Source organism: Elusimicrobiota bacterium, from assembly GCA_016721625.1.
Classification (GTDB): domain Bacteria; phylum Elusimicrobiota; class Elusimicrobia; order FEN-1173; family FEN-1173; genus JADKHR01.
In genome coordinates, this window is the sequence record JADKHR010000001.1 from 1,568,096 (window position 1) to 1,590,007 (window position 21,912).

Consider the following 21,912-nt stretch of genomic DNA (forward strand, 5'->3'; position numbering starts at 1 on the left):
TTCCAGGACTTGGAGCGGCGTTTTGAGGGCTTTCAAACGGATGTTTTCTCCCTCTTTTTCTCCCAGGCCTTCCCGGCGGGCCATTTCGGCCAGGTCGCCGGTGAGAACCACTTCGGTTTCCACCGTGAGCGCGTTCAGGAAAGCGACCAGGACCGATAAGGTCACCCCGAGCCCGGCCCAGAAGGGGACGCCCTCCCGGTCGGTGATCACTTGGACCCGATGGGTGGAAGAGAGCTCGGCCAGCCTCGCCCGGATGGCGTCTTGGTTTCCGGAGAGGACCTCAAAGCGGGCGCGTTTCATGATGGAAAGGTCCATGCCGCGGCCTGCCAGAACATTTCCCAGAGCCTTCGAAAGGGCCTCGGGGTTCAACAGGCCGTCCGGGGATCCGGAGGGCAATCGAACCTCGACCACCAGACTCTCCGAACGGTCCTGATAATCCCGCCCCAACTGGGCGATCTGGGCCGCGAAGGCCGTGCCGATGGCGGTGGGGATTTCCAAGACGCCATTTTTCACCAGCGCCCGATCCAAATCCAAAACCACGGCGCGGCCGGAAGGCAAATTCGCTTCGTGGCCGAAGAACCCGCCGATCTGGATCGGAAGTTTCGTGGCCGACTCAAAAACCGCCGCGCGAATGGCCGCGCCGATCCCCGCTTGGGTTGGCGTGGCGGCGATCGCCATGCCGAACAACAGGGGCATGGCCAGCTTGGCCGCCCCCACGCCGGTCGCCGCCGCACCGGTGCCGCTGACAACCACCGCCGCCAGCGCCGCCACTCCGAGCGCGATCAAAACGGGCGCCGTTAATAGTTTTTGCGTCGCCCAGGCCCCGACGCCGGTGACCGCTTTCCCGAGCCGGGAGAGGGCGGCCTTCGCCGGACCCCAGTTTTTGACCACCCCCTCCCGCAGGGACGCGTAAGCGCCCGCCAAAACCGAGCGGTTGATCGCCAGGGCCCCGATCAGCGCGAGGGCGCCCAGGGCCGGGTGAAAGAGATAGGCGATGGGCACCGCCGCGAACGTGGTTTGCGCCTGGGGCGCTAGGCGCGTTGCCGCCCCGCCCTGCCCGGCCGCGAACCGCGCCCTTCGCCTCGGCCCATTGATCCCGGGTCAACCCGACCACCGCGAACCGATCCTCGATGTCCGCTTTTGTCATCCGGTCAAACCGGTCTTTTTCCGACAACACCATGAGGCCCGTGATCTCAAAGGCCCCGAAGGTTCGGCCGAAAGCCTCGCTCAGGGCGGGTTCCGTGCGCCGTGGCATCACGACCACGCGGATCCCCTCCGGCCGATGGAAGGCCAGGAAGCTGGCGCCCTTAACGTCCTCCAAGCCCGGCACCGCCGCGTTCATCTTTCCAAGCCCCAACGCCTTTAAAACCTCCGAAATCGCCCGAGCCAAATCCGTCCCGGAAGAATCGGTGGTGATGACGAACCCCGGCGCCGGCCAGTCCGCGAGGGCGGACACCCGGGCGCGCCCCACCCGCCCGAGGAGTTCCGTCGCAGCGTCCTCCACGGGCATCCGCCCCGTCGGAAGAACGGCGCCAAGGGCCGAGAGTGGAACGAGCTGGTTGTGGTCGTGCATCGGAACCGAAGCCCCGGACGACAGAGGGTCGGTCCCCTCGTTGCGAACCACGAGATACCCCGGCGCCGCCGCGATCAACCGCGCCAAATGGGCCACCCCTTTCGGGTCCAATATCTGGTCCTGGGCGGTCAGCGCCACGTCCAACAGGTGCCCGTCGAAGATGGGGTTGTCGTTGCTCCGGAAGAACCTCCCCTCCTCCGCATCCACGATCCGACCCATGGCCGGATTCAAATTCTCAAGCGCCAGGGGGTTCTCCCTGTAATTCTCCGCGCGAGCCTTCGCCCGCCCAGGGTTCCACATCGCCGCGGCCGCAAAGGACCCCAACGGAATCGCGCGGGCCTGAAGACCGGCGTTCACCGACGGGACCAACCCGTGGTTGCGGTCCTGGGCCGCCAGGGCGCCCAACCGGGTTGGGTCATCTGACGGTTTCTTTCTGCGGCCAAATATCCACGGGGCGGTGATGCCAAAAAGGCCAAGACCTTCCAGTCCCTTCCCAGCCAAGGGTGACTGGGGGACCTCCATAAAACTCACGGGTTTCATGGCCGGGAGGGCCTGGGGGGGAAGGAACCCCGGGTCCTCGTCCATTCGTTTCAACTGATCCGAGGCAAAACCATACCATTGCGTCTTCTCGACCAATTCCCGGACTTTCAGATAATTGACGCTTAAGTAGAGAAGGTTGTGGTCCCAGGTGAGGGAATCGCGGTTCAGGACACGCCCCGTTTGCGGGTCCAAGGCCGACGGCGTGGGCCGGCCATCCTGCGGAAGGGATTGAAGCACCTTGGACAAATTGGCCTGCGCACCAGGCTCCCCGGTGGTGGCCAGGAGAGCCGCCCCGTAGGGGGTCACGACGCGCGGTTTATCCAACCCGAATTCCTCATAATGCCCGGCACCCAAAGAGGTCGGGGCGGATCCGTAGAGGTTTTGTCTCAGACGGGCGGACTCGGCCTGGGCGAATTGGACGTAATGGCGATGGCTTCCCCCCAACGTCTTTGGGGCCAGTTTCATTTCATCCATGAAGAGATTTCCCGTCATCTCCACGAAAGCGCTTTGACCGAACCCTTCCGCCACATAATTTTCCCCGCGCCGAACCCATTGGTAGTACATGTTGTTCCAGGCCTCGATCGGCAGTTTTCCCATACCGATAAGCCCCAACACCACCGTGCGCGCTTCGCTGTTTCGGTCGCCGTAGTCGTAGGGCGACAGCGCGAGCACTTTGCCGGTGGTCGCCTCCACCTCAATGCGGTGGTTCATCAACCCCTTGTTCATGAAAACCCCGTAATCCGCCTTTTGAATCAGCGCATCCGCCGACCGGGCAATCCCGTCGTCCACTCCTTTGTAATTGTCGCGCAGAACGGCCAGGGCTTTTGTGTGCAAGAACCCCGAATCAATGGAGGAGTAAAATATTTTCCCGTCCTTGACCTCAGGCCGAACGCCCCCTTCCAGTTTGATGAATTCTGGAAAAATGCCATGGTAGGTGGGCAACGTTTCCAGAACCTGGAGGACCTCCCGGATGTGGGAGCGGGCCGCCTCGGGGGACGCGTGTCCTAATTTCTCCGCCGTCAACGTCGACAGCAAATCCAAGGCGATGTCCGCGGGTTTCACGTAGGTCATTCCAGCGGGCCCCGTGTTATTTCCCACCAAGGGTCCGCCACCGGAGCGCAAAGAAGCCACCCCTTGGTACAAACCTCGGTTGACCGTCTCCGAGAGGACGGCTTCCCCCCCGGACACGGCGGAAGGGAGGACAGCGGCGACGGGAGCTTCCGCCGATGGCGCCGTCAACGCTTTGTATTCCCGGTACATCCAGGGAACGCGGCGAAGGTTGTTTTCCCAACGCTGAATAATCTCCGGGTGGTCCAACTGGGCCGCTTGGTATTGAACGAGCGGAATCACAGGGGCGATAAGTGCCCCCAGAACAAGGAGACGAATCCCATTTTGCCGGACCTGGGCGGCCGAAAACCGACCCAACTCCCTGATCCCCATACGGAACAGGTGTGGAATTTGGGCGAAGGAAGGCGCCAGAGAGTTCCACGTCGCCACGGCAATGCCTATAACCGTGGCGGCCAACCCCAAGGAGACGCCTGTAAAGAGGATGGCGGCGAAAGCCGCAACGAAATACCACAACGTCCGGATTTGTTCCGCCAAGGAGAAAAAGTAGAACCCCGTCGTTCCATCGGACGTGGGAACGGCTCCGCCGGCAAAGACCCCTCCCAAAAACTCCCCGATATACTCGGGGAAGAAAGCGCCGAGGATGATCATGGATAGGGAGAAAACACCCAAACCGATGGTCATAACAAAGACCACCTGGTTTCCCCAATAGGTCGCCCGATCCGCTGGCATTTTTTTAAACCAGTCCCGGGGATTTACTCCCTGCAACCAGGAAAGGGCCGGCATAAAGAGGAAAGACGCAAACACAATGGACGCCGCCCGCAGGATTGTGCCCAACGGCAAAACCGTGTTCAAAAAGGGCGAAAAGAGGCCGAAGCCAAACACCATGACCATCAAGATGGCGCTGGAGGTTAGAATACGCCGTTGGTCTCCCTTCACCAATTTGGCGGCCCAAAGGTCCTTCCATAACACCGACCCAAACTCTCGCCAAAAAACCGGTTTGGCAAGGGCGAGCACGAAGGAGCCAGGAGTCCCCACTTTTTCCTCCGCACCTGCGACAGCCTTGCGGACCACGGCCGTCCACCCCAATTTGTTGTATCCCAAATGGAAGACCCCGCCCAGGAATAACGCCACTCCAGCCGAGGTGTAGGCGACGGCCGCATAGGGCATGAAGTAGGGCAGGATCGTGACCGAAAGAATGGAAAACCCCACCGCAAAGGGCCAGCGGAACCGCCATAAATAGGTGAAATAGCTGGGGTTCTCCCCGCCGACCACGGACGGAATCCAGGGCGCGGCCGGGGCCAAGGCCCCCAGTTCCGGAGAAAGGTCCCGTTGCATGGCCCGCCAGGTGCGCCAGAGCCGCTCCGCGATAAAAAGAGGCTTCTTGACGATATTGATCATCAAGACCATGTTGGAGGCGACCCATTCCGCCATGCCGAGGAGGACAAATCCCCCGGAGTGAAAGGCCCGAACAATCAACTCCCCCTGGGGCCCCCCCGTCCATAAAACAGGGACCAAGAGCAAGAGGGAAATCCCAATGGCCGGCAAGGGGATAACCCCCAAGGCGGGGACGAGAAGTCCCAATCCGGTCAAAAGGACGCCCCCGATGATCATTGTTTTCATGATACCGCCGGTGGTTTCCCTCACCGAGGAATGGAAGTGGGCGCTCAAGAGGGAACGATTCAATTCGCGGAGTTCCGCGGATGACAACGAACCCCCTCGGAACCCCCTGGTATAGAGGTCCGTCATGGTTTCACTGAAACTGCGGGAAAGATGGAAATCCCCGCTAATGACGACCTTCGGCAACAGTTGGTTTAAGATGTCGCGGAGCTGGCCCGCGCTCGCTTTGTTGGGGTCCGTCACCCCCAACTCCTTCAGGGCCCCGAGCACGACCGCATCGATCCCGACCGGCCCCGCCTCCATCGCTTCCGCTAACTGTTGGCGCATCTTGCCCCAACGGACATCTCCCCAGCGAAAATCACGGCCGCCGACCGATTCCACGTCGAACACCTCGCGCCGGGGCGGCATCCGTTTTCCAACGACCAAGGCCTTGATCGCGGGAGAAAACTTCGGCAGGATCATGAGGACGAGGGTGGCGGTGAGCGCCCACTCCAAGGGGAACGGGAAGAGGATCTCGATCCGACCGGGGAAGAACATCGCGTCGAACATGATGAGGAGCTGGAAGAACCACACCAATTCTCCCACCAGGCCGTAGAGCATCAGGTTGGACTCGAATTTGTGGCCGATCCCGAGGGGCGGCGCCCGTTTCAACCCCTCCGCCTCCTGGCGACGCACGAGGGCGCTGATCTTTCGGTAATCGGCCCCAAACAAAAACCACGTGGCGACACCCGCCGCCAGGGTAAGGCCCACGGCGGCGGGCCACTGGGAAAGGAGCGCTTCCAACCCCGGCACGAGCCCGAAGGCAACACTAAGAACCAACGGCAAAACAAAGAACGCCGGAACCAGCCCCGTCAAAACCGCCGCGAGGTTGGGACGATCGCGCACAAGAGGGGTCCAGCGCATGCCCACGATCTGGGGAATGTCGAACACCGGGATCCACTTGGTCTCCGACCGGTTGGTCTCGGAGGGTTGGTTGTACATGGGATCTTCGCTCATCATCACGTTGGCCAGTCCCATCGTCCCCAGGAGGTTCCCCATGATTTCGTCTTCCCCCTTCAACCGGAGGTCCCCGGACTTCTTGAATGTCCCATCCTTGGCCGGCGGCCAAAGTCTCTCGTAGGCCTGGTTCTTGATGATGCGCTCGAACACCGCATCGGATCGATAGCAGTATTTCCCAGGCGCGCGAAGGGTGCCGAAGGTGTAGTACTGGGCCTCCTGGATGTGGGTCAACATATCCTGGGCGAACCACTTCATGAGGAACGCATGTCCCGTTGCATAAAAATCGTTGAACGTCATTTTGGTCCGCCAAATGACGGTGGGATGGCCGTTGGGATCTTTATTCCGATCGTCCAGAACCGTCCCGGCCCACTTCAAGAGACCGTCGTAGGAGAGCATGTTGCCTTGATCGTAAACAGCCATCGCCCGGATGGGATTGGTTCGCTGTTCCAACGGTCGGCTCACATTTTTGTCGCGAAGGCGGCGCAGATCGTCGTCTTCGGCAGGGTTGCCCCCCACCACGCGTCGGATGCCGTTGGTGTAGGGGTTGCCCTGATTGGGACGCATCGCCAGAATCTGGTTGCGGAATTTAACATCTGAGAGGAGCATGTCCATGAGGGCGCTTCGAAGCTCGGGGTTTGCCTCCAGTTGAGCCTTCACCCCATCGCGCGCCTCGTTGTATCTCGATTGGGCGACCACTTTGCCGAACCCCAAGCCCGCGTCGGGATTTAACCTCTCCCACCCTCCATCGCCGATGGCGGACCAAAGAGAGCGTTCCTCCCCCGAACTCTTTTCCTCGGCGAGGGCGAGGACCTTTGAACGCCAATCCTTGTTCAAAAGAGCCAAAGCGGCCGCATCGGTGTTTTGCTCTATGTCGTCCCGGGCCATTTGGATCATCGTGGCGAGCACCTGGGGATCCTCGAGGGCCGGGCGGAGGTCGGGATCCACGTTCACGTCGGGATCGGTTCGGGTGTATTCGCCTTCTCCTTCCATCATGTAGCGAACGAGCTGTAAATGGGTGAACGGTTTGATCAGGGGGCGGTCCCGAAGCATGAAATAGAGCCGGGATTTGATGGCCTTCGCCGCCTCCTGGGCCTCTTGATCCGTGAAGGGCCGACGGAGAAGCGCGCGCAGAGAATCGGGCTTGAGGTTGTCGTCCACGTATTTCTCGAAGTTCTTGGCGACCGCGTCGAAATCCGCGTCGCTCGGATCCCCCCCGTTCTCGTTCCGCACTTGGATCATTAAAGCGTAATAAAGGTTTTGAGAGGCGTTGGGGTCCTTCTCCTTGCTTTCCTGTGTTCGGCGGTAATCCTCGTAGATTTGCGGGATGGCTTGGGCCAAAACGCTTGGCGTCAAGTTGGCGATGTCCTCGTGGGAGAAGTGGAAGGGATTGCCGTCTTTCGGATTGGCGGTGTTCTTGATGAAAAAGGCCATGGTCGCCAGAGTTTTCGTCTCCTGGGTAAACCGCTTGGCCTCCATCATTTCTTCGTTCACGTAAGGCTCTACGAGGGGGTGATCCCGCTTTCCGATTAGACGCCGGGCCCGGCTGTAAGTGTACATGCTGAGGGCCACCACGGGCGAAAGGACGTAGGGACTTATGAAACCAAAATAGTAGAGGATGTAGCTCACCACGATCATGGGGCCGGCGGAAAGAAAGACCGAAAATGTCCAATTAACCCCAAGGAAAAGCAGACCCGCAAAGGTGGCCGCTCCCGCGGATAAGGTCGCGATAAAAAAGATGGACCGCCGGTGGGGACGCGTTTCTTCCTTGACATGGGCTTCTCGGGGAGCATCTCCGGATTTCGGCCGCAGGGTGAACCGGCGCCAAAGGAGCTTCCCCGCTTGGAACGCGGTGATCGAACCCACGATCGCCGCCAGGAAAGGCAACAGGGTGAAACCATTCTGTTGCCTTTGGAAGAAGCGCCATCGATCAAAACCGTTCATGCCCTTCATCCAGATGGAGGGAGGCATCCACTCGTAAAGACGGTCCCGAACCAAGTGGCTGTTCATCGTCACAACGGACCGCATGACCCGTTTTTCCACGAAATCCCTGAATTCGGCAGGGGTGTAGCCGATCATGGGAGCGAAAACTCGGTCCAAGCCCATGTTCACTTTTTGGTTGGGGTTCATGGCATCCAGAACCAGCAAAAGGCCCAGGCGATTGTTTGACTCGGTTTTACTGCCAAAAATGATCGCTCCCAGTTTGAGATCGTAGGTCCCGCGGGGGGTCTTGGTGATCGAATCAACCGATTTGACCTCATCTCTCTCCCGCGCTTCAGCCAACAACTTTTCCGTTTCAAGCACCCGATCCACCAACAATCGCAGACGCACGGGAGAAATGCGCCGCTGAACCATTTGATCAATCAGACGGTCGGTCGCATCCGCCGGCAAAGTGGCGCCGAGCCGCGAGAGCTCCTGTTGGATCGTGTTTTTGAAGGTCTCCCTGGGGAGAGTTTCTTGGAGAATCTCCGACCGGGGGAGTTTGGCCAACCCCAACTTGAAGTTGTCGGCCCAAAAAAGTGTATCCATGACCCGGTCTTCCCCCAGCGTTACCCCGAGCTTTTTGGCTTTTTCCCGAAAGACGGAGGACAAGGAGAGCCACCCGTGGATGTCCTTTAACTCAATCCCGCCGGACTGCGCATTCGAGGCCATCACGAGCGCATCCTGAGGAGTGAGCGCCCAATTCGCCTCCGCGAATAGTTTCGTCAATCGGTCCGCCATCGCATAACGCGCGGTCATTTGCGCGAGGTCCCTTTGGATCGCCGCATCGAGGCCCAACCCCAGTTCTTTTTCCAGGGCGGCGACCTGGACGGGGTCCGTCACACCGTATTTGCGGAACAGCTCCGACGCGTGCGCGCCCACCACGCCCTTCATCTCATCGTTCTGGTTGATCTCCTCCATCGTGCGGCCCGGGTAAATCACCTGGGCCACACGCTGGCTAAGTCCGACGAAGCGCAGGAGAGTCTCCTCCTCCGAGAACCCTTCCGATTGCATTTGACCTAAATAGAACTCGACCTCGCCACGAGAAACGCTCTTCCCATAAAGAGCGTGCGCTTTTCGAACAAGAGATCGGACGACGTCGCCTCTCCGATCCAGGTTTTCCAACTCCGAACGCCAGTATCCCCGGCGGGCCACCCGCTCCGAGGTCCGCTGTTCCTGAAAGGGCTCCAATAGCGTTTGTTCGCGATGTGCGGTGTCCCGAAGCGCCCGCACTCGGTCGATGCGGGCGTCCTGGCCCGCCAAGAAATCCACCAGGAGGGGCGTCGCTGATTCCTCCAACTCCAACAGGGTGGATTTGATCCCCGCCGCCAAATCGACCCCCGGATTCTGGCGGGCCAGATCCGGAAGGATAAGGTCGGTGAAGACTTCGCGGATTTGGGATTGGAGTTCCGCCATTTGGTGCTGGGCCCCGAAGATTTTCCCTTCCTTGACTCCCTCTCCGCGAAGACGGCGACCCAGATCCTCCCAAGCCCGAGCGATTTTTTCCATCCGAGCCCGGTCGGGCACCTCGCCTTGGGTTTCCTGCGTGACCACCATGACCCGGGCGCGAAGCCCCCACGTTTCTCCCTTGGGCATCGTGTAAATGTCCTGCCGTCCCGTCGCCTCGAACCGACGGCGGGCATAGGACTCGAGGTAGTCGTTCATTTTATCCGCTTCTCGCCGGTAAGGAATCACCAGCGCGTTGACGACTTCGGGCGTGAGATATTCGCCGTAGGTGGCCTTGGCGGCTTTTTGGAGCTTGGCCAAATCTTCGAACCAGGCGCGCAGATGGGGTTCACCCTCCCCACGCTCATGAAGGCGGACGGAAAGGCCGAACCGCTGAGCCTCGCTCATCTGGGGAACGCCGGGAAGGCTCTCGATGTTTCGGGCCTCCAATTGCTTCGCCTGGGCGTCGTAGCGGAAGATGCGCGCGATGTCGCTCCGCGTCTGGATCTTGTTCCGAATCAGATTTTGGAAAGCGGCCAAGTCGCCGCGGGCCAGCTCATCTGGGACCGCGGTTTCCTGGTAGATCCGCTGGTACGCCATATGAACGGCCAAAAGGAAAAACCGGTCTCCTTCCTCCCGCACCAACTCCTCCGGTCCCATCCGTCGAAGCCGCATCCACTGAGACGCCATGTAGACGGCGTCTCCGCCGGCCACCTTGCGGGCGTAAAGGGCCTCGCGGCGAGGGGGAAGGACTTTTCCGTCGGAAAGCGTCACGCTCTCCCCTTTTAAAAAATGGAGGACGAGACGCTTTTCGTCCGCCGTCATCCCCGACGGCCAGGCCTTTGCATTGGTCTCCAAGTCCCGGGCCAGCTCCGCCCCCCCCCGAGCCGTCGCCCGGTAGGCCTGGGAAAGGTCGCTAAAGAAAACGTTAATGTCTTCTTGAAGAGTGAGGCGAGGGTCCCGGGCGAAGGGGGCCTCGGGCCGGAGACTGTTCAAAAGCTCAAAAAAGTACTGCCCATCGCCCGCTTCCAAAGGCACGGAATGCTTCCGGGCCGCTTGGTGGATCCACGTCAATTGCTTTAGGCCGGTTTCCAAATCCTCCCCCGTCAATTTCTCGAAGGTCTTTTGTTTCAGCTCCATCGGAAGCCGGAATATGTTTTCCAGCATACGCGTTCGGGCGGCCAATTCCCCCCAAGCCCGAACGCGCTCGATGGGGTTCTCGCTGTCGATGTCCATCTTCCCCGGCAAGCCGATCAATTGAGAATATGCCTCGATGGGTTTCCGAAGGTTCTTGGCGGTGTAAAGAACCCGCTGGAGATGCGCCCGCATTTCAGCGTTGGACCAGTTTTCTCGCGCCCAGTCCACCGAGAGGGAGGCCAGGATTCCTTGGTTGTCCGCTGAAAGCCAGTTGAGCGCGCCTCCTTCCCGGGAACTCCGGGAGAAACGAATGAGTTCGTGGACTTCCGGCATAGCGCTCAGGGCGTACGCATGGTTCATAAAAGCGTCGTAGGCGGATTTCAGGCGCGCGCGGTTCTCCGGTTTGGAAGCCTCGCGGGGGTCGGTGATGCCGAGGTCGCGCATGAACTGGGTGGCCCAGTAGAGAGAGGTGGCCATGACCATCTTATTTTTTTCCACGCTCAGTTCGATGGCGATCTGGGATTCGAGCTCGCGGATTTGGCCGGCCCGTTCCTGCCGGACGCCCTTGTCCTTGGCGGCCGCATACTCGGCGTGGAGGGCGGCCAAACGCTCATTCATGAAGCGCAAGCGAACGGCGTCCGGTTCCTGGGCGAGTTCCGCCATTCCCACCTTTTCCGTGAAACGCCGGACGGCGGGGGCGAAGACGTCGCTCACCAGGTCCATGAAGGGCTCCATCTTCTTGGAATCCAATCCGTTGGCCACGCGTAGGCCACGAAGGCGCTGGTCAACCTTTCCGTATGAATGTCCCCGTAAAGGAACGATTCGGGCGAAGACCCGTCCCCGTTCATGCCGTTCAGTTTGGCGATGGCGGGGAAGGATTTGTTCAACGAGCGTTGAATGGCCGCGCGGATTTCTGTCCGCTCCCCTTCCGGAAACTTCCGGAGGAGGGCGAGAGACATGGTGTCGGTGATATCCTTTTGCCAGAGGATGTGCTCTTTCCGCTCCGCCGGCGTGATGGACCGGTCCCCGTGGCGCTCCCGGATGCCCAAGCGGATCTGCTTTTCGTCGATGGCCAGCCGGGCTTTCAACCACCCCCGTTCCTGTCCGGGCAAGACTTTCCCGCGCGCCCGCTCCCCCTCCAGCCACATGGCATAAAAGAAGGGAAGGACGTAAAACTCCGCCACGAAGTTGCGGTTCGATTGCCGCCCGACCTCGGCGTCCGCCATCAGGGTGCTGTGGTGGGGGAACCGTTTGTTGTAGGCGGCCTCCAACGGGATGGAAAGGAACGTCGGGAGGTCCCGGGGATCGGTGATGTCTTTGAACCGGTTGTAGACCAGCGGAGCCATCCAGGCGTATTCTTTTAAGGCTTCGGGGGAACGGTAGAGGTCGAGGCCGTCCTTCAAGACGAGGGCCACCTCGTCGGCGTTCAAGAGATGGTCGTCGGTCGCCCGAATTCTGGTCTTCGCCAACGCGTCATCGGTTGTTTTTTTGATCTCCCCCGGGCCCGTGAACTTCAGGTGGTCCACCGGGACGGAGTGACCCCGTGGGTCGGCTGGGGTGGAGATGAAATTGACGGTCCGTGCGCCGATGGCGTTCACGACGGGGACCGTCGGTTCATTCCGCACGGGCGTCAGCTTTCGCGCGAGGGTCCAATCGGCGGGAATCGCGGACACGCCGTCCCGGTTCGAGGTGGACATGGATTGGAGGTCGTTCAACAAACTGTCCGTCCCGGACCCCTCGGAAGGAAAGCCCATCGTATCTAAATGTTCCCGCAAGGTCGGCATCCGGACGTTGTAGGCCGCCATTTGCTGGGAGAACGTGAGGTAGAGGAGCCCCGTGCGCATGACCAGGTAAGATCGTTCCGTCGTTAAACGGACCGCTTCCGCGATCTTGGCGATCACGGGCGCGGATTGAATGCCGCCCTTCTTGTATTCTCGGACCAAGACGTCCAGGGACTGGCCGCCGGCCAGGAGCTCTTTCAACTGTTCTTCCACTCGGTTGAGGCGCAAGAGGACCCCTTCGAGGTCCTTTTTGTATTGTTGGGCGAAGGACTCGATGTTGAAGACCGCCTCCTCCTCCAACAAGCGGACCTGTTCCCCTTCCAAGCCGATGATTTTGATCCGCGGGCCCGCGTCCCCGCCGATCAACCTGGAGCTGAGCGTCAAACGCAGGAGCGTCTCTCCCTCCGGCAATTCGACCTCGATTTTCATGTCGGGAATCCATTGTTTCGTCCGCAACTCCGCGGCTTCAAAATTCAAGGACTCTTGTTGCCGTCGGAGGTTTTGGACGATGGGGCTGAAATCAGGGCGGCCGCGCGGGCCTTCCGTTGTCTGGGCGATTTCCTCGATGGCTTTGATGGTTTGGCGGACTCCGGGCACGCGGCCCAGGAGATAATCCACCTGGGTTTCTCCTAAAGTGGAGGCCAAATTCTTCTTTTCCGCCAAAACGGCCGCCCGGGCCTTTTCGGCCTGCTCGCGCAAGGCGCTCTCTTGAAGTTGCGCGATGGAAACGTCGATGTCTTCGCCCTTCGCCCCGGCCGCGCGGCCCAAGCGGTCTCGGCTCACGTTCGCCATCATGTCATACAACAGGGATTGCACCCAGGCTTGCGTGTAATCCCCGCCCTGCTTTTGAATTCGCGCGGCCTGGGTGTCGGCGATCAGGTCCGTCGCCGCCTGGGCGGCGCCCAAACGGGCGCGCTCCGCGTCCACGGCTCGACCCGTCAACGAATTCCCGCGGCTAAAGAGGTCCGCCGACAGGACCGGGTTGGGGCCCCGGGTTTCAAACGTGGTCCGCATACGCCCCAAGTAACTGGACGCCTCAATGTACTTGAGTCGGGAGGCCTCCGTCCCCTCGCGGAGTTTCGCCAGCCGAGTCTCGAAGGCCTTCCGCGCGCCCTCGGACCCTGCCGAGATCGAAAGTTCCTTGGTTCGGTCCGCTTTGGGGACCGCGGGAAGCGCGTCCGGATCCACCCCGAGGAAGAGAAGCTCTTTTTCCACCCGCTCCAGTTCGCCCCGAACCTCCCGCGTTCGGCGCAGGTCGCCCAAATGGTTGGTTTCTTCAAAGTAATACCGGTTCTCCTCCGCCAGCGAAGCGAATTCACGGAGCGGGGGCAATCCGTTCTTGACCCGCTCTTCCATCACCGCGGAAATCCGGCGAAGGGCCTGGACGTAGGCAATGGTGGCGTCCCGGAGGTTCAGCCATTCCATCTCACGCTGACGGGCCGTTTCCAGGTCTTCCAACGCTTTCCGCGTGTTCGTTTCGATGGCGGCGGCGCGGGCTTCCTTGGATTTCAGGTAGGGGATGAGTTCCCGAACCACCCCCTGGAACCCCTTGTCCTTGTCCGGACTCTTCGAATCGAAGAGAGCGGAGTACAACTGATGGAAAGGAGAAAACAATCCCTCCATGACCTTGGCCGGCAAGGGAAGGGCCGTCGCGATTTCGTCCCGGAACGCGTTGGTGAGGGCCTTTCCCCCCTGGCCACCGGCGGCGAAGAGCGTGATGAAATCGATGTTCAGCTTGAGGGGTTCCATTTCGTTGTCGATGACGGATTGGAGCTGGTGGCCCTCGGCGGATTTCAAGGCGATCCGCTGGCTGATGAAAGGGTCGAAGCGGCCCATGAACGTTTTGTCCCAGGCGTCCGCCATCTGGCGGAGGGCGAACCCCTCCGCGGTCTTCCATTTGAGGGCCGGAGTCAGGGAAGCGATCGTGGCCGACAGTCGAACGGAGTGCTCCGAGAGGGCCTGCAAGCCTTCGATGGGGTTTTTCTGGACCGAGATCCGGGTCTCCTCCATCCTCTCCAGGTGATTCTGGATAAGGATCAAGAGCCCCGCGTCCGTGGAGGACGTCTCCCGGCTGAGAGACAAGAGCGCCGCCACGTATTCGCGCACTTTCGGGATTCCGGCCCCCAGATCCTCCAGGTCCCGGCGGCCTGATTCGGTCAGTTCCGCGCCCCGGGCCGTGATTTCCACCGACCGGTCGAACCGCCGGGCTTCGATTTGTTTTTTGAGGCCCTCGGTGGAAAAATTGTCCTCGAACGCCACGATGTCCCGGCTCGTCCCACCCACCAGGTCCTTGATTCGGCCCTTCAAGGACCGAACCCGCGTGTCGATGTTGATTTTCTCGTCTTCCAGCCGGGCCAGCTCGAACCGGACTTTCGCGATTTCCCGCAGCCGGTTTTGGCCATACACTTCGAACCCTTCCGCATTCAGCAAGCGTTTCTCGGCGGCCCGCCGCTCGGCTTCCACCTGGGGCCGTTTGGCCAACTCCCGGCTCAAATCGTGAAGCAAGTCGGCCAGGCTCGAGTAGCCCTCCTGCTCCGCCTGCGCCACCGCGAATTTCGCCTTGTCCAGTTCCATTTCCGCCAACGACCCCTTGAGGAGCGCCGCCGGGTCATGGAGCGTGAAAGCCACCGTCAGGCCCACGGAGAACCGACCCAACCGGCCCAGGTCCTTCGCCTGATCCGCCCCGGACAACCATCGGAAATAGAGCCCTACTTTTGGATCCCCTGCCGCCGCTTGAGCCGCGCGCTTGCTCTCTTGCTCCTCCACGTAGGCCTTTCCCTGGCGAAGCGTGGGGTTCCGGCTCTGCATGAAGGGGAAGAGCTCGTCCGCCGTCCCGTTCTTGACGGAGAAGGGCGTCCGTTCTCCTGGGGGAAGAATTCGGTCCAATTTTTCTTTCCGCAGGGCGTCCAGCTTGGCATCGTCAGAAGCGATCGCCCGGAGGAGGGTGCCCGGGAGGTCCAGGAGAACCGCGAAAATCGACTCGAGAGCGCGGGAACCGGCGGCCGCTCGGTCCGACTCGGTCAGAACCGCCGGGCGGTAGGGCGCCGCGAAGGAAAGGGCTTCCACTTTTTGCCGGGCCTCTTCCCGTTCCGCCTTCGCCAGGTCCCGGGTGGCCTTGGAAGATTCCCGCAAAAGATCCAACCGGTCCCGGGCGGGGCTGAGACCTTGGAGCATGCGCGCCGCCATGGCTTGGTTTTTTTTCTCCAGCTCCGCCGTTTCCCGGCGGAGGTTTTCGGAGCGCATGGACGTAGAAACAACTTGTAGAGCCGACTCCCGGGCCTTGCGGGTTTCGTTGTTCCGGACTTCCTCGGCCTGGATCACCGCCCGCACGTAGGCCCACACCGACGCCTCCCGAACGGCCTCCCGTTCAGGGTCGGAGAGCGTGGCGCGGGCCAGGAATTCGACCACCAACCCCGCCCCCAGCGTGACTTTGTTGCCCAACAGTTTGGCGAGGCTCACCACCCCGCTCAAGGTCGAGTCTTTGCGGAACTGGTCGGGCACGGCCGCCTTCATTTGTTCCACCTTCAAGTCCGCGATCTGACGGACCCGCATGGACCGCTCGCCGACCTTCGTCTCGACGAGCGCGCGCAGGGCCGCCTCGGCGGCGGGCCCCGGCCCCAGATCGAAACGAGTCTCGTCCGGCGATGGGAGGGCCAAACGACGAGCCAAGTCAAAGGTTTGGCTCCGGCGTTTCGACTGGGCGTCTTCCAGATCCCCTTCCAACGTCCGAATGTCCTGGGTGAGCTCCGCCAACACTTTTGGATGTTCGATCCGTTCGGGGATTCGTTTTTGCTCCAAATCTTCCCGGAACGCCTGAAGCACCGCTCTTTCCTTTTCAATCCGGGCGATCGTCTTTTCCGTATCGTTGATGTCCAAAAGTTCCTGGGCGGTTTTGATGGTGAGATCCAGGCGGTAGAGGTCCGCCGCGATCTCCAATTGTTTCGCGGCGTAGACACCGGCCTTGCGTTGGGTGGCTTGGTCGGAATCCGCCATTTGGAGGCGCGCCAAGAACTCCGCCCGGGTTCCGGAGTCGTTGGCGATCTCCTGGGGCGATTTTCCCCGCGAGCGGGCTTCCTGCGCGAGCACGTTGAAATCGAGGACGAAATAGCGCGAGAGAAGTTCATCGACCACCACCCGGCTCTTCTTGGCGTCCAGATCCTTCAACCGAACGCTCGCGGAACGGTCGCTCTGTTCCATCACCGTTTTCAAATCCACCCGCTCGGCGGCGTCCGCTCCGACCCCTCCGATTGAAAAATGGGCGTCCCCGGGCGCAACCGAATCGTTGACGGCCAAGAGGATAGGTTTTTCTTTTTCCGCCAGGAAGTCCAAGGGACTGAGCCGCGCCAACATGGGGTTCAGAAGGCCGGTCGGTCCCCGCACTTCCACGTGGGCGTGGGGATGGCCTTGGGCGTCCCCGGAATCCCCGGTTGTGCCCACGATGGCGCCGGCGGGGAGCTCCTCGCCGGCCTTGTAGGGGAATTGGTCGGACGTGTGGAAGAACCGGTAGCTGTAGCCGGCGCGGTCCCGGAGCTCCAACCCGTATCCGGCTCTCGCCCCGAAGTCGCCGACGCGAACGACCCGCATGGGTTCAGGAGCGCGAATCGGAGTCCCCATGGGAACCGGAACGTCGACCCCGGCGTGGGCGTACCCCTCGCCGAGATCATTGACCCGCGGCGCCCCGAATTCGCCGCCGATCGGGACCCGCGCGAGATTGGCCGCCGAGGCTTTCAGTTCGGAGGAAAGGTTGGGGGTTGCGCGGGACTCAACGGCCCGACGAACCTGAGCGGCCACGCGCTCCACCGGATCGGCGGGGGCGAGGAACCGGACCGAAACCCATTTTCCTTCGCCGATCCGGGCCCAGTCTCCTGATCGTTCAAAAACCGTGACGGGGTCGCCCTTGGCGAGCGAGGCCACCCAAGGAGCGTCCTTGCCCGGCGCCCCGCGCACATTGAGCCCGGAAGAGCGGGTGGCGACGACCCACGACCGAGAAACGGACGGCGCCTCCGAAGATTCGATGGCGGGAACGGAAGAGACGGGGGGTGAGGCCGATTCGGGTGGAGGCGTTGGGGCCGCGAGGGCCACCACCATGGTCGCGCCAGGTTCGTCGGCCCTCGCCGAAGGGATGAACCAATCAAGAACTTGTTCGAGTAACGGTTTCGGCCCCCGGGTTAACTCGAGGGTGTGCGGAACGATGGGACCGTTCTTGGCTTCGAAAGCGTGGACGGCCTTCGCCCGCGCCCGAACGAACTGGACGGCTTCCCCGTGGGACGTCGCGCGATCCATGACGGAAGGGGTCCGTTGGGCTTCCACTATCTCCGGGAGGTAGCGGACCTGGAAATACCAATCCCCGACGCCAGGGATTGACTCGATGGCGTTTTGCACGGTCGACGCCAGATGGTTGAACACGCCCAACATGCCGCCCCACCGCTCGGCGAACTGGCCCATGAAATCGTCGGGGCCGTAGAGGCGCCAGCCCGTCCGGGCCACGCCGTGGCCGTCTTGGGGATGGGCGCCTTCGATGGGCTGGAAGAGCTGTTCGACGAAGTGGATTTCAACCGGCTGTGGGGAAAGGGCCGAGGCGAACCGCGACAGCCAACTGTCGAACCAGGCCCCTTGAGCCAGAACGGCGGAAACTTCGGTGTTGACGAACCACATGGAGAACCAGCCGGAAGGCAGGACCTGGCGCCAGAACCGGGGGTCCTGAAAAACCTGCCGGCGGGACGCGCGCCCCTCGGTGCGGAGGGACTGAAGAACCGTTTTGGCGTCTTTCTCCAACATCGGCCCCGCCCGCGCCTCCAACCCCTCCAGCAGTTTCCGGATCTGGAGCTTTTGCAACTCGGTTCCCCGGAGAACCCGGCCGTAAACCCTATTTAAGGAAGCGTCGTGGAGGAGAACCGCGCCGATTTTCGCAATGGCTTGCCCGGCGTCCGCGGGGGAAAGCGACGGGGTGTTTTGAAGCGATTCCAAATAACGGATCACGGCGGCTCCGTCCCACGACCAAAGGCGGGCTTCCCCTTTCCCGGCGTCGGCGGGCGGCCGATAGGCCAGAACCGGGACCGTTCCCGGACCCTCCGCTTCCACCATCGCCCCGGCCTCGGACCGCTTGAACCGAATGGGTTCAACCAGCGGCGGCGCCAGCGCCGTCGACTGGTCCAACCGTTGATTTTTAACCGATGCCACCTGCCGCGCGTAGGACCGAATGAACACCGTGGCGAGAGGGCTCAATATCCCAGCGATGGCGAAACTTTGGATGAAGGTCCCCAGCACGGGGACTTTTAAGTACCCCTCAAGACCAAAAATCTGGAGGAGCGGGTTGAACCGGAGGAAATCCACCCCGAAGCTTCCGGCCAAGGCGTAAAGGGCCAACCCCAGCACCGGGATCGCCAGCATTCGCATATAATGGGCCCGCCGCGCGCTGGTCCCGCCTAGGCCGAAAAGTTTGGGAATGAGGGCCCCTTTCTCCGGGGCGTAGCGCGCCAGCGCGTACAGGTAAAAGGCCCCCGGTAAGAGGATCAGAAGGGGGACGGCGGCCATGAGTGAAATCCCGCTACCTACAATCACCGTGCTGACCAGCCAGAGCCTCCCCCGCTCGGTGAGGAAGCGCAGGTGCGCGGCCACCGTGGTCACCTCGGCCCCCCAACGCGCGGCGCCCAGGGCCCGGTCTAAAACGTGCCGGAGGCCGGCGAAGGATCCCGAACGAACGTTCTGCTGGCGAAGGATCTCATCCAGGGTCAGGCGGTCCACCTGGTCGGCCGTCAGGTAATTTTTTCCGCCCGCGCCGCGAATGTTTAAATGGTATCGGAGGGCACTTTCCGGGTGGCGCAGATAGAACCCGCGAAACAGGTGCAGGGCGAACCGGTAGAGAGCGAAGGAACCCACCGTCCACGCCGCCCGAACCTGAAGGCTCCCGGCCTCCCGGCGGGCCTGTTGCCACATTTCTTTGAAATTGATGTCGGCGGCGTCGCCTTTAAAGTTCGTCTCGCGGTAGGCGGCGTAGTTGAGGCCCTCCAACGACCGCTCCACCAAGGACCAATCCGTCGCCTGGCCGAGCACGTTCGCGATTTCTTTTTCCGAAAGCCCCTGTTTCGCCAAGGAACCCCGGAACCGTTCCCGGCGATCCGCCGCGGCGGCCGGTTCGTCATATTTTCGAGGCATCGTTTTTGGCGCCGACCCCACCGCGGGAGCCTTCGTTCCAAAACCCAAAATACCCGCCGCGGGCTGGTAGCTTTGCCACAGCACCACCGCCCCCATCGCGACGACCATCCAGCCCACCATCAAAGAGGACAACCCGACGGAGGTGAGCGCCGCCGCTCCGCCGGCCGCGTGGGCCGCGCCGATGCCCGCTCCCATCAACGCGACGGATTTTCCCGCGAAAACCAGACCCCGTTTTCCGGCGGCGACCAGGGAGGGAACGGCCCCCGCGAGCCGGGAACGGAAGTTCCGCGCCGCAACGGGAACGGCGCCTTCGGCCTGATCAATGATTTTTTGTCCTTCCGCCGCCGACGACGTCGCCGGAACTTGGATCGCCCTGGCGGCCTGTTGCACCCCTGAAAGAGCCTGAGCCCGGAGGGAGGCCAACTGCTCGCTCTTCAACGGGATTCTGGCCGACCGGATCGATTGGAGAACCGCCCAGAACGATTTCAAACCTTCCCCCACCGTTCCGACCAGGCTGGGAGCGGCCAGGAGCGCACCCAACTTCTTGTTCAGGGAGGTCTCCGAACCGGAAGCGTAGCTTTCAGAAACGAAGGAGATGGACTCCCTCTCGTCCAGGCTTTGGGCGATGATGAAAAGTTCTCCGTTGAAAGAACCGTAGAGAACGAGAGCCTGCTTTCCGCCTTCGTCCAAACTCACCACCGCGCGGCGGATTTCGCTCTTAATTCCAACCGACTTCATGACGCCCGCGAAAACCTCCAACTTCCGTTCAATCTCGGCCGCCTGCTTGTTGCCCGGCTGGACCATCCCTTTGATGGCGTAGGAGAACATGCTCAGCGCCATTCGCCCGGTCAGGCTTTGTTTCAAGGACGGGAGGGGCGAGCCCGGCGCCGGCCAGGTCGCCAGGTTGGCCTCACGAACGGAGTGCGCAAAGGCGTCGGGAGCCTGAGAAATGGTGAGGTCTTCGGACGAAGGGGCGGCCTCGTCGGTCTCAAACCGGGGCTGGATCACGGCGTAGCCGACGTCGGACTGCCGGAAAAGGCGGGTCAGACCCGGCGTGTGGAACCCGCCCGCAATCAGGACGCCGCGTTGGGCGCCGGTCCGAGCCATGTCCGCCAGGGCATTCTTGACCAAGGACGCGTCCCGTTCCAGGGCGAGCTCGTAGTACGCCCGCACCTCGGGGAGCGAGCGGGTCCAAGCCAGCGGGTCGAGGAGCGCCGGGACCGCGCTCGCTGAAACGCTCAGGCCCAGAGACGCTTCTTGGAGGGCGATGTATTTTTCCACCTCCGCCCAATCCAGGGGCCCCGCCTGCCGGAAAGCGGCGTATTGGTCCGGGGTCATTTCCTGCTTCCAAAGCAACCGTTCCAGGGCGACCCGCCGATCGGTGTCGACGAGGCGCCACACCCGGTCGTCACCGGAGTATTTTTCGAACAATCGGGCGCGCCATTGCTCGGCCTCCACCAACAGTTCATCATGGCGGAGGGAATCCGAAAGCCTCAAGTATCCGACATACCTCCGAAGTTCACGGGTGGGAAGGTCCTCGCCCTGCCGCTTAAGCTGGGTCGCCATGGACAGGAGGGCCTGGTAGAAATCCCCCTGGGTGAGGCGGCCTTCCCGGACATCGATCGCCTTCGCGGCCAAGTCCTTCACCGCGTCGACGGAGAGCGAGGCCGCCATTTTACGCACCAAGAGATCCCGTTCCTCCGCCAACGCCCGAGGATCCATTTCGGTTTCCAGTTTGGTGAGCCGAAGGAGGGCGTCCAAATTCGGGTAGTCCGCCGCGCGGAGAGGGTCCGGGGACAAGGCCCGAATATAGTCGATGAACGTGAGGGTTTGGTTCGTGTAGGCTTGAAACGGCTGGTCGAGTTTCAGGAGCGAAGGGGGATACACCTTGGTTTTGATCGCGCTCAGGCGGGCCTGGATCCGGCCGATGTGGGCGTCCGCGGCGGCGCGGGCCTGGGCTGTTTCGTGCCGCGCGGCCAGGTTCTGTTTGTAGAGGTCTTGGTTTTCAACGCCCAGGAGGCGGAAGGTTCCGGACGAGGAAACGATCGCGCGGTATTCCTCTCCGGTGAGCTCTTTCTGACGAAGGTGAACCCGGGCCACGCGCTCCTTGATATCGTCGAAAGGAAAGGCCGACAGCCAATCGAGGTTAGCCGGTCCCGCCCCGCCTTCCTGATAGACGGGCACGGCCCCCGCGCCATTCCACCCCGCGCGAAAGAGCCCGTCCAAAATTTTCGACGCGTTGAGTTGTGCGCCGTAGAGCCCGTGGGCGTCTTGCATGTGGAGGAGAACCGGCGCCCCGGGCCGGGGAACACGGGTCTCGACCACGGTGCCGAGCGATGAGGGAAGACGATAGGCGCCGAGGATCGGGTTGAGGGATTCTTTGGGCCAGGAAATGGAGGAAAGGAGGTTCCGGGCATCGCCCTCCCCGCTGTTCGGCCGGGAGTGGGACCGGGCCGTTTGGCGGTCCGCCCAGAATGTGGATTGGGCGAAGGGTTCCCCAACCGTGGTGAAAAAGAAAGCACCCGCCACGAAACCCGTGACGACCTTTTTCAGCGTCATTGACGACAGCCGAATTATCATTTTTCCCCTAGACTTAGGACCGACCGATCTCTGGCGTGC

2 protein-coding genes are annotated in these 21,912 nt (G+C 61.7%); both read right to left on the reverse strand.

The annotated features are described in order from the left end of the window. Positions 1 to 613: 613 nt before the first annotated feature. On the reverse strand, positions 614 to 11,080 hold the full coding sequence (locus IPP35_06755; GenBank protein ID MBL0058797.1) for a hypothetical protein: 10,467 nt from the start codon (positions 11,078 to 11,080) through the stop codon (positions 614 to 616). Next, positions 11,068 to 21,852 (reverse strand): peptidoglycan DD-metalloendopeptidase family protein, encoded by a 10,785-nt coding sequence (locus IPP35_06760; GenBank protein MBL0058798.1) that lies wholly within the window; start codon positions 21,850 to 21,852, stop codon positions 11,068 to 11,070. Before IPP35_06760 ends, IPP35_06755 begins: the two co-directional genes overlap by 13 nt. Positions 21,853 to 21,912: the final 60 nt, after the last annotated feature.